Here is a 14393-nt window from a genome sequence, read left to right on the forward strand (position 1 = left end):
CGGTCACTCCAGCTCCCTTCCGCGCGTCTCCGGCAGCCCCAGCAGCGCCAGCGCCGCGAGGCCGTAACCGATCGCGCCGAAGACGAGGGCCCCGCCCACGCCCCAGCTGTCGGCGAGGAAGCCGACCGTGGTGGGGAAGACGGCGCCGACGGCGCGCCCGGTGTTGTAGGTGAAGCCCTGTCCCGTCCCGCGCACGGCCGTCGGGTACAGCTCGCTCAGGAAGGACCCGAACCCGCTGAAGATGGCCGACATGCAGAACCCGAGCGGGAACCCGAGGACCAGCAGCAGGGTGTCCGCACCGCTCGGGATGTCGGCGTACGCCAGGACGCAGACCGCCGACAGCAGGGCGAACAGCCAGATGTTGCGGCGCCGGCCCAGCCGGTCGGTGAGATGCCCGCCGGTCAGGTAGCCGAGGAAGGCGCCGGAGATCAGGAACGTCAGGTAGCCGCCCGTGCCGACCACCGACAGCCCGCGCTCGTTCTTGAGATACGTCGGCACCCAGGTCGCCAGCGTGTAGTAGCCGCCCTGGACGCCCGTGGAGAGCAGGACCGCGAAGACCGTCGTGCGCAGCAGGGGGCCACGGAAGATCGCGGTGAAGGAGCCCTTGCCGGCGTCGCGCTCGCGTGCGGCGACCGCCGTGGGCGCGTCCTGCACGCGCCGCCGCATCCACACCACGAGCAGGGCGGGCAGGGCGCCCGTCCAGAACATCACGCGCCAGGCCACGTCGTCGCCGAGCAGGGAGAAGACCAGCGTGTACACGATCGCCGCCAGGCCCCAGCCGACGGCCCACGAGCTCTGGACCGCGCCCAGGGTGCGGCCCCGGTGCTTCGCGCTCGCGTACTCGGCGACCAGGATCGCGCCGACGGCCCACTCACCGCCGAAACCGAGGCCCTGGAGCGAACGGAAGAGCAGCAGCGTCTCGTAGGTGGGCGCGAAGCCGCAGGCCACGGTGAAGACGGCGTAGGTGACGACCGTGATCATCAGGGCCCTGACCCGGCCGATCCGGTCCGCGAGGACGCCCGCGAAGGCGCCGCCCACCGCCGAGGCGACCAGCGTCACGGTGGTGAACAGGCCGGTCTGGCCGCTGTCCAGACCGAAGTACGCGGCCAGCGCGACCATGCTGAGCGGCAGCGTGAAGTAGTCGTAGGAGTCCAGGGCGTAGCCGCCGAACGCGCCCGCGAAGGCGCGGCGGCCCCGCGGTCCCAGGGCGCGCAACCAGCCCGGCGAGCCGTCGTCGTCGGCGCCGGCGTGTTCGGCCGCCGGGAGGAGGACGTCGGTGTACGGAGCCCCGGCGGGTGGGGCGTCGGTGTGCGGGGCCTGCGGTGGAGGGGGCGTGCTCATGGGGCACCTCGCAGAGGGATGACGGAGGGTGCTGAGGGCTGAGCCGTGCCGTGCGGGGTGGTGCCGTGCGGGGGCGTGCCGCGCGGGTGGTGCCGTGCGGGGGGCGCGCCGTGCGGAGCAAGGTGTCCAGCAAAGTAGAGGATCGTTGAACGATCCCTCAATACCCCTGTTGTCTCGTCCTGGTGTCTGCGGTTGAATTCCGGGCATGGCGGAGCAGTTGGCGGGACTGGCGGACGACCGTGCCCTCCTGGGCCGCACCAGCACGGCCGAACGCGTCTCGGACATCCTCAGGAGCCGTATCGCCGAGGGCTTTTTCCCGCCGGGGACACGCCTGTCGGAGGACGGCATCGGCGGCGCCCTCGGCGTCTCCCGCAACACCCTGCGCGAGGCGTTCCGGCTGCTCACCCACGAACGCCTGCTCGTCCACGAGCTGAACCGGGGCGTCTTCGTCAGGGTCCTGACCGTCGAGGACGTCGAGGACATCTACCGCACGCGCGCCCTCGTGGAGTGCGCCGTCGTACGAGGTCTGGGAGAGCCGCCGTACGTCCTCGACCACCTCGCCGAGGCCGTCGGGCAGGGACAGCGGGCGGCGCGCGAAGGTGACTGGAAAGCGCTGGGTACGGCCAACATCCACTTCCACCGGGAACTGGTCGCCCTCGCGGGCAGCGAACGCACCGACGAACTGATGCGCAGCGTCTTCGCCGAACTGCGGCTGGCCTTCCACGTCGTCGACGACCCCCGCCGGCTGCACGAGCCCTACCTCACCCGCAACCGGCAGATCCTCCGGGCGCTCGAGGCCGGCGGCAGGGACGAGGCGGAGGAACTGCTCGCCGTGTATCTCGCCGATTCACTGGAGCGGATCGTCGAGGTGTACCGGCGGAGGGTGGGCGACGCCCCCGCCGGCGTCTGAAGGCTCTCCACGGCGACTGGGGCTCTCGGCGGCGGCCGGGCTCCCGGCGGTGATCGATGCTCCGCACAGCGGCTCGGGCGGAGTGCGGCCGGGCTTTCCGGCGTTCGCGGCGGACGGTCTCGCGCCGCTGTGACGGGGGTCGCTTCTGCGTCGTTTGGGTCGATGTCAGACCGAGGACCTAGTCTGTGCACCGTGACTTCGCCTGCATCGACGGACCGTGTTCCGCCCCAGCTCGGCGCGGGGCCGCGCCCGGCGCCGGGCCCGGCCGCCGACGAGGGGCTGGCGCGGCGGCTGCGCGCGCTCGCCTGCACCGCGCCGATCCACGACCTCGACGCGCGCAAGGCCAACCTCGCCGGCGAGTACTCGGTCTACGGCATGGCGGAGATCGCCCTCTCCGCGATCGACCTGGTCACCCTGAACATGGACTTCGACACCGGCGCCGACCACGATCAGATAGTCGTCCGGCTGATCCCGCGCATCGCCGCGCAGGCCCCCCGCCGCCCGGCCGAGGAACACGAGCGCGTCGCCCGCTGGGTCCTGGAGAACCTGATCAACGTCGGCAGCGTCGACCGCGGGTTCCGCGCCGTGTACGGCACCTTCACGCAGGACGGCACCTACGTCCGCCGCGACTACGACTTCAAGCTCGTCGAGGAGGTCCCCGGCCACGGCGGCACGGTCTACCTCCGCACCACGGACGAGGCGGTCAACGTCCTGGTGGGCGCCCTCGACACCGATGTCACCAGCGCGCAGATCGCCGCCGAGGTCAAGCTCGAGGTCCTCGTCCGCCGCGGCCGCCTGGCCGACGCCCAACTCGCCGCCGAACAGGCCCGCTACCGGACCGTGCAGTACTCGGAGACGCTGCGCCGGGCCCTGGAGGCGACCCGGCGCAACGTCCGCGCGGTGGACTGGCTCAACGCCGTGCCCGACATGATCGCCGAGGCCCTCGACCACGTGGCCGACCGCTACCGCCACGAGAACGCGATCCTCACCAACATCCGCAAGGCCCGCGACGAGATCGAGGACGCGGAGAACAAGCGCCGGGCCGCCGAACTCGTCGACATCGTCAAGGACTGCATCCGCCGCCACACTCAGCTGCAGTCCCGGCTGCTGGAGGCCGGACCGCTGTTCCGGGCCGAGCAGGACCGGCAGGCCTTCGCCACCCCCATGACGTCGTCGGGGACAGACCTCTACGGGCATCTCGTCGCGCCCGTACTGCCGTTGCCGCTGGAGGAGGCGGTCCGGGTCACCGACGCGTTCTTCGCGTACGGGACGGGACTGCGGACACCGGTGTCCGTCCGGGTGGGCGACCTCGTCGACCTGCTGCTGACGCCACCGGTGGAGCGGGAGCACCTCGGCGCCGAGATGCCGGAGCCGGACCTCATCGCGACACCCGACGACAGCCGGTTCAGCGAGGAGCAGCTGGCCGCCGCGACGGAACTGCTGGACCTGCCCGCCGACGCGCCGCGGCGGCTGTCGGGCCTCCTCGCGGAAGCGCGCGGGCGGGATCCCGAACTGCCCTACCTGGTGGCCCTGCTGGCGGTGCACGCGGCCAGCCCGGCGGTCGGCACGGCCTATCGGCAGGGCGAGCAGAAGCTGTTGTTCGCCGTCGACGACGGGACCGAACTGGACGATCCGGAGTTCGGCGGGGCCGACCTGATCGTGGGCACCGCACTGCTGGACGCGGCGGGGATGGCCGCGGACCGGACGGAAGCGGCATGAGGCGGTCCCCGGAGCGAAGCGGCGCGAACCGGATCCGGAAGCCGGCCGGCACGCGCCGGGCCCCGGAGCGAAGCGGCGCGAACCGGCCGCCGAAGCCCAGGAGCGGGCGCCCCCGCAGCACCCCCGCGAGAACGAACACCCCCGCAGCAACGCGCACCCCCGCAGCAAGGAGCCGAAACCGTGACCGAGTACGTCGACCGGAGTGAGCCCGAGGCCGCCGCGCCGGCCTCCGCCGTCGTCACTCCCGCCGACGCCGCCGACGCGGCGCGGCTCGTCGCCTTCGGGCTCCAGCCCCGACTCCAGCCCTCGCGCGACCAGGAGTACGCCGACCTGCTGCGGCGCTACCGCGAGGACCCGCCGTTCGCGCGGCTCGCGGACGCCGTGGCCACCGGGCTGGGGCTGATCGTGCTGGAGGTGTCCCCGCGCGCGGGGATGGCCGTCACCGCCGCCGAGGACTCGGTGTTCGCCGTCCGCATGGGCGACTACGCGCGGCGCACGTCCGCCGACTCCGGCGACCGGTTCCTGCACGGTCTGGCCCACCTCGCCGTCGCGGCGATGGCCTTCCCCCGGCCCGAGGACCTGGCCGACGACGGCTACATCGGCCGGGTCAGCGTCAACGGCGTCGACGCCTTCGTGCGCCAGGCCTGCCGCCGCCTGGAGGAGCGGGCGGAACAGCAGGGCGAGAACACCGACCCCGCGACCGACGCCCCGGGCCTGGAGGCCGCCTGGCGCGTCTGGGCCAGACGCAGCGCCGCCGGCGCCACCAAGGACGCCCGCCGGCTCGCCGGTTCGACGACCGGCATCGTCGGCAAGGCCGTCGCGTTCCTCACCGAATCCGGATTCCTCCAGCGCACCGGCGACGACAACGGCGGCACGTACCGGACCACCGCCCGCTACCAGCTCCAGGTCCGCGACATGGCGGGGAGCGCGGCCCTGGCCGAGCTGCTGGAACTGGGTGTCGTCCTGGTCACCGACGGCACACCGACGCTGCTGCCCCCCGAGGAGTCCGACGACCTTGACCTCGTCGCCGACGCGGGGCTGCCGTTCCACTCCTGAAGCCGCCCGAGCCCCTCGAGGCCCCGCCGCCGGGACCTCCCGCGGCTCCCGCGGCTCCCGCGGCTCCCGGGAACTCCACGAACCCCACGGAGTCCCGGAGCCCGGGCAGTCCCCCGAAGCACCGATCCACCGCACCTTTCCGAAGACTTACGAGAGTCCGCCATGTACGAGCTGTCCCGGGTCCGCCTCTACTCGATCGGGCCCGCCGGTGCGCGCTATGCCGACACCGTGCTTGACCTGCGAGGCGTGGGCGACGTCGTGCCCGATCCCGCGCCCATGCAGGCGGAGTTCTTCCAGGACGAGCCCGTCGGCCCGCCGCGCCGGCCCGCGCCCGCGGGCGTGCTCTTCCTGGAGAACGGCGGCGGGAAGTCCGTCCTGCTCAAGCTGATCTTCTCCGTGATGCTGCCGGGCCACCGCAACACCCTCGGCGGTGCCAGCTCCGGCGTCCTGCGCAAGTTCCTGCTCGCCGACGACTGCGGTCATGTCGCACTGGAGTGGCAGCACGTGCTGACCGGCGAGTGCGTCGTCGTCGGCAAGGTCAGCGAGTGGCGCGGCCGGCAGGTCTCCAACGACCCGCGGAAGTTCGCCGAGGCCTGGTACTCCTTCCGGCCCGGCCCCGGCCTCACCCTCGACAACCTCCCCGTCGCCGAGTCCACCGCCGTACGGCCGTCCGTCGAGGGCCAGTCGGGAGCGCGGGGCCGCCGGCGCACCATGAAGGGCTTCCGGGACGCGCTCACCGACGCGGGCAAGGCGTACCCGCATCTCGAGGTGCACTGGGAGGAGATCCACGACCGGTGGATCGAGCACCTGGGCGAGCTGGGCCTCGACCCCGAGCTCTTCCGCTACCAGCGGGAGATGAACGCCGACGAGGGCGAGGCCGCCGGCCTCTTCGCGGTCAAGAAGGACTCCGACTTCACCGACCTGCTGCTGCGCGCCGTGACGGACACACGGGACACCGACGGTCTCGCCGACCTCGTCGGCGGCTTCGGCAGCAAACTGGGCCGGCGCGCCGAACTGATCGCCGAACGCGACTTCACCGCGGGCTCGGTGGACCTGCTCGGACGCATCGTCGAGGCCGCGGAGGCGCGGGCACGCGCGCGTGACGTCCACACCGGTGCCGAGCGCCGCACCCGCACCCTCGCACGCCGGCTCACCGCCCGTGGCCTGCGGGAACGCACCCGCGCCGCGGACCTGGCCCAGCGCGTCACGGCCGCCGCCTACGCCGTCACGCACTCCGAGGGCGCCCGCGAGCGCAGCGCGCTCATCGCCGCCGAACTCGCCTTCCGGCACGCCTCCCTGGCGCTCGCCGCCGCGGAGAAGTCCGCCGCCGCGCAGAAGCGGGAGCTCGCCGAGGGCCGCACCCTGCACGCCGCCTGGCAGGCCGCCGAGGTCTCCCTGCGGCAGCGCGCCGCCGCCGACCGCGTCGCGCGCGTGTCCGCCGCCATCCAGGAGGCCGAGCGGGACGCCGCCCCGGCGCTGGCCGCCCGCGCCAAGGCCGCCGCCGACCTCGTCCGCGCCCTGCACACCGCCGCCGCGGGCGCCGAGGCCCTCGCCAATGAGGAGGAGGAACGCTCCGCGGCGCTCCAGGACGTCGGCGAGGCCGCCCACCGGGACGCCACCTCCGCCGCCACCGAGGCGCAACGCGCCCGCAGCGAGGCCGGCCACCTGCGCCAGCGCCTCACCGAGGTCGAGCAGGAGACCGCCGAAGCGGTCCGCGCCGGCTGGCTGGACGACAGCGCACCCGACGCCGACCCCGCACGTGCGGCCCTCGCCGCCAGCGACGCCGAGAAGAGCGCCGTGGCAGCCTGGGACACCGCCCGCGAGGCCTCGCGGACAGCCGCCGAGCACGCCCGTGAGGCCGCCTCGGCCGAGTCCCGCGCCGAGCTGACCGCGGCCCGGGCCGCGGACGCGGCGACGGCCGCGCAACGGTCGTACGAGGCCGAGCGCCGGCTCGCCGAGGGCCTCGCGAGCGAGGAGCGCCTGGCCGAGCTGCTCGGTCTGACGGATGGCGCGGCCGCGCGGATCATTCCTCAGCCACGCCAGGAGGACGAGGCCGAGAGCACCGGGCTCACGCCCGAGGACCTCGACCGCTACGCCGAAGAGCTGCGCGAACTCCTCGACGACACCGTCTCCTCCGCCGAACGGCAGCTGTTCGAGCTGCGGACCGCCGCCGCCGACGACTCCCGCATCCTCGGCGCACTCGGCGACGGCGGACTCCTGCCGCCCGGCCCGGACGTGCTCGCGACGGTCGAGTTCCTCGGCGAGCACGGCATCCCCGCCCTGCCCGGCTGGCGCTACCTCGCCCAGGCCGTCGACCCCGTCGACCACGCGCGCGTCCTCGCCGCCCGGCCGGAACTGGTCGACGGCGTGGTCATCACCGACCCGGACTCGCACGCCCGCGCCCGCGAAGTGCTCAGCGAGGCCGCGCTGCTGCCCCGGTCCGCCGTGGCCGTCGGCACCGCCGCCGCCCTCCTCGCGCCCACCCCGGCGCCCGACGCCGACCCCCGTGACGTCTTCCTCGTCCCGCCGAACCCGGCCATGCACGACGAACACGCCGCCGACGAGGAACGGCAGGCGCTGCGCGCGCGGGCCACGGAGCGGGACGGGGAGATCCGCCGGCTCGCGGCGCGGCTCGGCAAGGACCGCGAGCTGGCGGCCCGGCTCGCCTCCTGGCGCACCGGCTGCCCCGCCGGGCGGCTCACCGAACTGGCGCGGACCGCCGAGGAGGCGCGCGCCTTCGCCGAGGAGACCGAGGCCGAGCTGGCCGAGGCGCGGGCCGTGCGCGCGGAGGCCGACGAGGCGGCCGCCGAAGTCGCACAACTGCGCGACGAGCGGCAGGAGAGCGCCCAGAAGGCCCGGCGCGCCGCCGACGCCCTCGCCGGCCTCGCCTTCCGGCTGCGTGAACGCGCCGGCTGGCAGGTCAAGCTGCGTGAACTCGCCGACGAGGCGGCGGAGTCCGAGGCCCGCGCCCAGTCCTGCCTGGAGCGCGCCCGCGCCGCCGACGAGGACCGCCGTGCCGCCCAGCGCGCCGCCGACGACGCCCGCCGCACCGCGCGTGCGCTGCGCGCCGAGCGCTCCGAGATCGCCGGCGCCCCCGACGACGTACCGGAGGACGAGCCGGGCGCGCCCAAGGCGTCCCTGCCCGCCCTGCGCGAGGCCTACCGGGCCGCCTCCCAGGTGTACGAGAAGGTGGGCGTCGGCGCCGACCTGCGAGCCGAACAGGCCCGTGCGGAGAGCGACGAGAGTGCGGCCCTGGCCGAGCTGGACCGGCTGAGCAACAAGGTCCGCACCCGTGCGGAGCAGTTGCTCCAGTCCCCCGACGGCTCCGACGGGCCGTCCCGGCAGGCGGCCGCCGCGCGCGCGGAGGAGCTGGTCCAGCTCCTGGAGACCCGCGTGTCCAGCACGAGCGAACAGCTCGGCAGGCTCCGCGGCGAGGCCGAACGGCACGCGCCCGAGGACGGCGACGCGCACACCCGGCTGCCCGAGGAGCTCGAGCCGCGCGACGCCGAGCACGCGCAGGCCCTGCTGCGCACCGCCTCCGCCGAGCTGGCCTCCCGCACGGAGGCGCTGACCCAGGCTCGGGAGGCGCACGCCGAACTGCTGGACGCCCACCGTGCCGCCGAGGACGCGGCCGGCGGCTTCGACGAGATCGCCGCCATGCTCCGCGACCTGTTGCGCGAGCACACCTCCGAGGAGGAACAGGAGGCGCCGGAGCCCTACCCGGGCACCCTGGAGGAGGCCCGCCAGTCCGCGGCCGAGGCCCGCCGGTCCCTGCGCGGCTGCGCCGCCGACCTGTCCGCCGCCGAGGCCGCGGTCCGTGAGGCGAGCGACGTCCTCGTCCGGCACGCCAACTCCACCCGCTACGAACAGGTGCGCACCCCCGCCCGGCAGCAGATCCGCGAACTGCCCGCCGCCGCGCTGCCCGAGCACGCCCAGAAATGGGCGGACGCCTTCGCGCCCCGGCTCCGCGTCCTCACGGACGAGCTGGAGCAGCTGGAGCGCAACCGCGACTCGATCGTGGACCGGCTGCGCGGTCTCGTGGAGTCGGCGCTCGCCACCCTGCGGTCCGCCCAGCGGCTGTCCCGGCTGCCCGAGGGACTCGGCGAGTGGTCCGGGCAGGAGTTCCTGCGCATCCGCTTCGAGGAACCCGACCAGGCCACTCTCACCGAGCGGCTCGGTGAAGTCGTCGACGAGGCCACCCGCGCCGCCGTCAAGAAGAACTCCGACCTGCGGCGCGACGGCATGTCCCTGCTGCTGCGGGGCGTCGGGGCGGCGCTTGAGCCCAAGGGCGTCGCCGTCGAGATCCTCAAGCCGGACGCCGTGCTGCGCGCCGAGCGGGTACCCGTCGGCCAGATGGGCGACGTCTTCTCCGGTGGCCAGCTGCTCACCGCCGCCATCGCCCTGTACTGCACGATGGCGGCCCTCCGGAGCAACGACCGGGGCCGCGACAAACACCGGCACGCCGGCACGCTCTTCCTCGACAACCCCATCGGCCGCGCCAACGCGACCTATCTGCTGGAGCTCCAGCGCGCGGTCTCGGACGCCCTCGGTGTGCAGCTCCTCTACACCACCGGCCTGTTCGACACGACGGCGCTGGCGGAGTTTCCCCTGGTCATCCGCCTGCGCAACGATGCCGACCTCCGCGCCGGCCTGAAGTACATCAGTGTGGAGGAGCACCTCCGCCCGGGACTGCCGCAGGCGTCCCCCGGCGAGGCGGGGCACAGCGAGATCACGGCGACGAGGATGTTCAAGCGCCCGGCACCGACCACCCCGTAACGCGGCGGCGGCGGGAGACCGTCGTCGTCACGGGCGTCTGCTCGAGAGCGAGGAAGGACGGGTGCCGCTCCGGGACCGGCATGATGCAGCGGCGTGATGCACCAGTCGGCCGGCGCGATCGGCCGGCCGCGGGTCGGAGCGGCCGGCCGATCGTTGCGCCCCCTGAGACCGGTCTCGAGTGCCAGGGGACGTGCCGTGCGATCGGTCGCAGGTGTCAGGGGTGGGACAGCTGTCCGGCACCGCTCCGGCGACGTATCCGTTCCTGCGTGCGCTCGGCGGCCCGCTCCTGTCGGCGCGCCCGGCGACGCTCACGGCGCAGTGCTCGCGCGGTGCTGCTCGGCGTCGACACGACACCGTTGCGCTGGCTCCACACCTGGCGGGTCACCCAGACGTCCAGCGCGCCCCAGGTGGCCACCACGGTGCTGACCACGCTGCTGATGACCATGGGGAACGCCAGCCAGGATCCTGCCAGCGTGCACAGGAAGGCGACCATGGCCTGAAGCAGGGTCACGGCGATGAACAGCACCGCCCGCACCGCCGACCTGCGAACCGGGTCGGGAAGCCGGCGCCGACGGGCGGGCTCTTCCACCCACAGCGGCCGGTAGAGCGGTCGCTCCCGCTCCGCACGGGACGCGTCGCCCATCCGGGCCGTCCCCGGGAGACGGACGTCCTCGGTCCCGTCACCGACGGCCGCCGCGGTTACGGGAAGGTCATCTCGCTCCGTCACTCTGCGCCCCTTCACCGGAATGTCGCGATCCGGTGCCTCGGGGTCCCGCAGCGCCGTACCGCGCGCCGCCGTGCCGTCCTCGGGCGCCCCGCGCCGCTCCGCCGTGCCCATCAACGTGTCACTCCCCACCGCCGGCAGACCGCTTGCCTCCGGCTCCAAGAACCGGCTCCCCATTGGCTGCCCGGCTTGCGCTCTTTTACGCCGCCCGGGTGCGGCATGCGGCTCCTGCGGCCGATTCCGTCCCCAATTCCCAATGAGTAGGACGCGCAACCCGCCCCGAAGATTCCCGAACTGCGAAAAAATCTGGCCAACTCCGCCACGAAGTCGGTCGGATCCCGTCCCGGTCGAAGACGCTGGTTCCGGGAGGCAATCTCCCGCAATGAACGGACAACTCACCCTGCTGGGGCGCCTATACGGACGTTCGGATTCCGGACGCGTCTTCGAGTTAACGGCGCGTCGGTAGTAGGCTCGCGCCGTTTGTTGACGCACATGCGCACCCCCTGCCGGTGGGGGTTCGAGCTGGGGGAGTCCATGCGCTTTCGCGGGAAGTCGATCCGCCGGAAGATCGTGGCACTGCTGCTCGTGCCGCTGGTGTCCCTGACCGCCCTGTGGGGCTTCGCCACGGTGCTCACGGGCCGTGAGGCGAACCGCCTGTTCACGGTGTCGAACCTCGTGGAGAAGGTCGGCTACCCCATCGAGGACACCGTCCGCATCGTCCAGCAGGAACGCCGCCAGACCCTGGTCTACCTCGCCGACCCCCGCGCCTCCGACGCGCTGTCCGCCCTGCGCCGTACCCGTACCGCCACCGACGAGGCGCTCGCGGAGATCCGCGCGAACGCCGGGGACTCCGACGTGCGCGAGATGCTGGACGATGACGACGGCGAGGGGCTGACGGCGGTCCTCGACGCCTTCGACGGGGTCGACACCCTGCGCCGCGGTGTCGAGGAGGGGACCGTGACCCGCGCACAGGCGCTGGACCTCTACAACCGTCTGATCGACCCCTGTTACACGCTGCTGGCCAAGCTCGACGTCGTCGACAGCGTGGAGATGGACAAGCAGTACCGGGCGCTCGTCAGCGTCGCCCGCGCCCGTGAGCTGCTCTCCCGGGAGGACGCCCTGCTCGGCTCCGCCCTGGTCGTGGGCCGGATCACCCGGGAAGAGATCCGCGACGTCTCCGACCTCGAGGCCCAGCGCAACGTCGTCTACGACATCAGCCTCGCCCAACTGCCCGTCGCGGAGCGTGAACGCTACGAGCGCTTCTGGAAGAACGCCACCACCGCCCCCGTGCGCACGGCGGAGCAGGCGGTCGCGTCCACCGAGCCCGGCGAGATGCCCCGCGGGGTCACCGCCAAGACCTGGGACACCGCGGTCGCGAACGTCCTCGACGAACTCGGCACCCTCGACGAGCAGGCGAACGACCGTTACCAGGACCGTGTCCGCCCCGTCGCCGTCGAGGTGATCGTCAAGGCGGTCGTCGCCGGGGTCTTCGGCCTGATCGCCCTGCTCGTCTCCCTCGTCCTGTCCGTGCGCATCGGCCGCGGACTCATCCGCGACCTGCGTCAACTGCGCCTGGAGGCGCACGAGGCGTCCGGCGTACGGCTGCCCGGCGTCATGCGCCGCCTCTCCGCCGGCGAACAGATCGACATCGAGACGGAAGCCCCGCGCCTGGAGTACGACAAGAACGAGATCGGCGAGGTCGGCCAGGCCCTCAACACCCTTCAGCGCGCCGCGGTCGAGGCCGCCGTCAAACAGGCCGAGCTGCGCTCCGGCGTCTCCGAGGTCTTCGTCAACCTCGCCCGCCGGAGCCAGGTCCTGCTGCACAAGCAGCTCACCCTGCTCGACACCATGGAGCGCCGCACCGAGGACACCGAGGAGCTCGCCGACCTCTTCCGCCTCGACCACCTCACCACCCGCATGCGGCGGCACGCCGAGGGCCTGGTGATCCTCTCCGGCGCCGCCCCCTCGAGGCAGTGGCGCAAGCCCATCCAGCTCATGGACATCGTGCGTGCCGCCGTCGCCGAGGTCGAGGACTACGAGCGCATCGAGGTCCGCCGCCTCCCGCGGGTCGCCGTCACCGGTCCCGCCGTCGCCGACCTCACACACCTCGTGGCCGAGCTCCTGGAGAACGCCACCGTGTTCTCCCCGCCGCACACCGCCGTCCAGGTCCTCGGCGACCGGGTCGCCAACGGCTTCACGCTGGAGATCCACGACCGCGGCCTCGGTATGGCGCCCGAGGCGCTCCTGGACGCCAACCTCCGGCTCGCCGAGACGCCGGAGTTCGAACTGTCCGACACCGACCGGCTGGGCCTGTTCGTGGTCAGCAGGCTCGCCCAGCGCCAGAACGTCCGCGTCTCCCTGCAGCCCTCTCCGTACGGCGGCACGACCGCGGTCGTCTTCATCCCCGACGCCCTGCTCACCGACGACGTCCCCGACACCAACGGCATCGGCTTCCGGCTCGACCGCCCCCGGCCTCCGAAGGAGGGTGGGCCCGCCAGGAGCCGCAGGTCCGCGCCGGCCCGGATGCCGGTGCAGCTTCCCGGCACGCCCGCGCTGCTGGACGGGCCGGTCGAACTGGAGGCTCCGGTCGACCTGGACGCCTTCGGTGGTTTCCCGGCCCCCCTGGACGACGACAGCGGCGAGCGGGGCGGCCTGTTCCGCCCCGGCCGCGCCCTCACCCGCACCCCGGACGGCCCGGTGCCCGACGCCGTCGAGCAGCGCCGTCGGCTGACCGACGTCCGGAGCGACCCGGACCGTCCCGCGACGGGCGACCCGGTCGCCCCCGTGTCCCTGCCGAGCCGGAGAACCCCGAAGCTGGTCAGCTCGCACGGCCGTCCGGTCACCGACCAGCGGTCCCGACGCGCGGGTGCGGAGACGGGCGCGGACGAAGAACCCCCGTCGAGGCCGACCGGAGGGAGGCCGGAGCAGGACGGCCCGGCCCCGCTGCCCTCCCGCCGTCGCGGCGCGACGCCACAGATCCCGCGGAGCGCCGGCGCCTCCGAGCGCTCCGGCGACGGCACCGGCCGGCCGCGGCAGCCACCCGCCCTGCCGAGCCGCAGCCGAAGGAGCGCCGGCCCGGACGAGACGCTTGACCTCACGCGCAACCCGTCCCACCAGGCCGAGGAACCGGTGTCGGGCAGTCCCGAGGAGCTCACCGGCCCTCCTGACGGCACGGCTCACGACTCCGGCTCCGGTACGGGTGCGCTGCCCCGGCGCGTGCGGCAGGCGAACCTGGCCCCGCAACTGAGGCAGGGCCCGGAGCGGCCCGCCCAGGACCGCTCCGACCCCGCCGACCGCGACGCGGACGAGGTCCGCAGCCGCATGGCCTCGCTCCAGCGCGGCTGGCAGCGCGGCCGCGCGGAGAACGCCGCGGACGACGACGCCCGCGGCGGCACAGCATCACGACGAACGACAAAGGGGGACGGTCGATGACCGCACCGAAGGCCACCGGCCACACCACGACCGACAACGGCGAACTGAACTGGCTCCTCGACGACCTCGTCGACCGCGTCGGCAGCATCCGCAAGGCCGTCGTGCTCTCCGGCGACGGCCTCGCGACGGGGGCCTCCCAGGACCTCAGCCGGGAGGACAGCGAACACCTGGCCGCCGTGGCCTCCGGATTCCACAGTCTCGCCAAGGGCGTCGGCCGCCACTTCGAGGCCGGCAGCGTCCGCCAGACCGTCGTGGAACTCGACGAGGCCTTCCTGTTCGTCACCGCCGCGGGCGACGGCAGCTGCCTCGCCGTCCTCGCGGACGCCGACTCGGACGTCGGCCTGGTGGCGTACGAGATGACGCTGCTGGTCAAGCGGGTCGGCGCACATCTGGGCACCGCCCCGCGCACCGATCTGCCCGCCGGCGGGTAGTGGG

At 73.8% G+C, this 14393-nt stretch carries 8 protein-coding genes; 6 read left to right on the forward strand and 2 right to left on the reverse strand.

Annotated features, from left to right (window positions below; all coding sequences use genetic code 11):
- Positions 1–3: 3 nt before the first annotated feature.
- Positions 4–1341 carry an MFS transporter gene (locus ACF09K_RS27070; protein WP_392247521.1) on the reverse strand — a complete coding sequence of 446 codons (1338 nt, stop codon included), beginning with the start codon at positions 1339–1341 and terminating at the stop codon, positions 4–6.
- 205 nt (positions 1342–1546) lie between these two features.
- Between ACF09K_RS27070 and ACF09K_RS27075 the strand changes: the two genes are divergently transcribed.
- The 4 genes from ACF09K_RS27075 to ACF09K_RS27090 all read left to right on the forward strand — a co-directional run bounded on the left by ACF09K_RS27075 (position 1547) and on the right by ACF09K_RS27090 (position 9802).
- Positions 1547–2251, forward strand: a complete 705-nt coding sequence (locus ACF09K_RS27075; RefSeq protein WP_392247522.1) for a GntR family transcriptional regulator — start codon at positions 1547–1549, stop codon at positions 2249–2251.
- 192 nt (positions 2252–2443) lie between these two features.
- Positions 2444–3970, forward strand: a complete 1527-nt coding sequence (locus tag ACF09K_RS27080) for a hypothetical protein (protein WP_392247524.1) — start codon at positions 2444–2446, stop codon at positions 3968–3970.
- A 180-nt stretch (positions 3971–4150) separates the two neighbouring features.
- Entirely contained in the window at positions 4151–5026 is an 876-nt protein-coding gene (locus ACF09K_RS27085) for a hypothetical protein (protein WP_392247525.1), read from the forward strand.
- Positions 5027–5188: 162 nt separating this feature from the next.
- Positions 5189–9802, forward strand: coding sequence for a hypothetical protein (locus ACF09K_RS27090; protein ID WP_392247527.1), 4614 nt, complete (start codon positions 5189–5191; stop codon positions 9800–9802).
- Positions 9803–10016: 214 nt separating this feature from the next.
- Here the strand turns inward: ACF09K_RS27090 and ACF09K_RS27095 are convergent, their stop codons facing one another.
- The gene (locus ACF09K_RS27095) at positions 10017–10640 is read right to left on the reverse strand and encodes a hypothetical protein (RefSeq protein ID WP_392247529.1); all 624 of its coding nucleotides are present in this window, start codon (positions 10638–10640) and stop codon (positions 10017–10019) included.
- A gap of 420 nt (positions 10641–11060) precedes the next feature.
- On the opposite strand from ACF09K_RS27095, the gene ACF09K_RS27100 reads away from it, so the two are divergent.
- Positions 11061–13958: a nitrate- and nitrite sensing domain-containing protein gene (locus tag ACF09K_RS27100; protein WP_392247563.1), complete on the forward strand. Its 2898-nt coding sequence runs from the start codon at positions 11061–11063 to the stop codon at positions 13956–13958.
- Complete coding sequence (locus tag ACF09K_RS27105; protein WP_392247530.1) at positions 13955–14389, forward strand: roadblock/LC7 domain-containing protein; 435 nt, start codon at positions 13955–13957, stop codon at positions 14387–14389. Before ACF09K_RS27100 ends, ACF09K_RS27105 begins: the two co-directional genes overlap by 4 nt.
- The last annotated feature ends 4 nt before the right edge of the window (positions 14390–14393 follow it).

This window comes from Streptomyces sp. NPDC014882, assembly GCF_043081325.1.
Classification (GTDB): Bacteria; Actinomycetota; Actinomycetes; order Streptomycetales; family Streptomycetaceae; genus Streptomyces.

Bases quoted from the DNA above. Each gene is read 5' to 3' on its own strand.
- ACF09K_RS27070 (WP_392247521.1), bottom strand. From the start codon at position 1,341: ATGAGCACGCCCCCTCCACCGCAGGCCCCGCACACCGACGCCCCACCC.
- ACF09K_RS27090 (WP_392247527.1), top strand. From the start codon at position 5,189: ATGTACGAGCTGTCCCGGGTCCGCCTCTACTCGATCGGGCCCGCCGGT.
- ACF09K_RS27075 (WP_392247522.1), top strand. From the start codon at position 1,547: ATGGCGGAGCAGTTGGCGGGACTGGCGGACGACCGTGCCCTCCTGGGC.
- ACF09K_RS27105 (WP_392247530.1), top strand. From the start codon at position 13,955: ATGACCGCACCGAAGGCCACCGGCCACACCACGACCGACAACGGCGAA.
- ACF09K_RS27095 (WP_392247529.1), bottom strand. From the start codon at position 10,640: ATGGGCACGGCGGAGCGGCGCGGGGCGCCCGAGGACGGCACGGCGGCG.
- ACF09K_RS27100 (WP_392247563.1), top strand. From the start codon at position 11,061: ATGCGCTTTCGCGGGAAGTCGATCCGCCGGAAGATCGTGGCACTGCTG.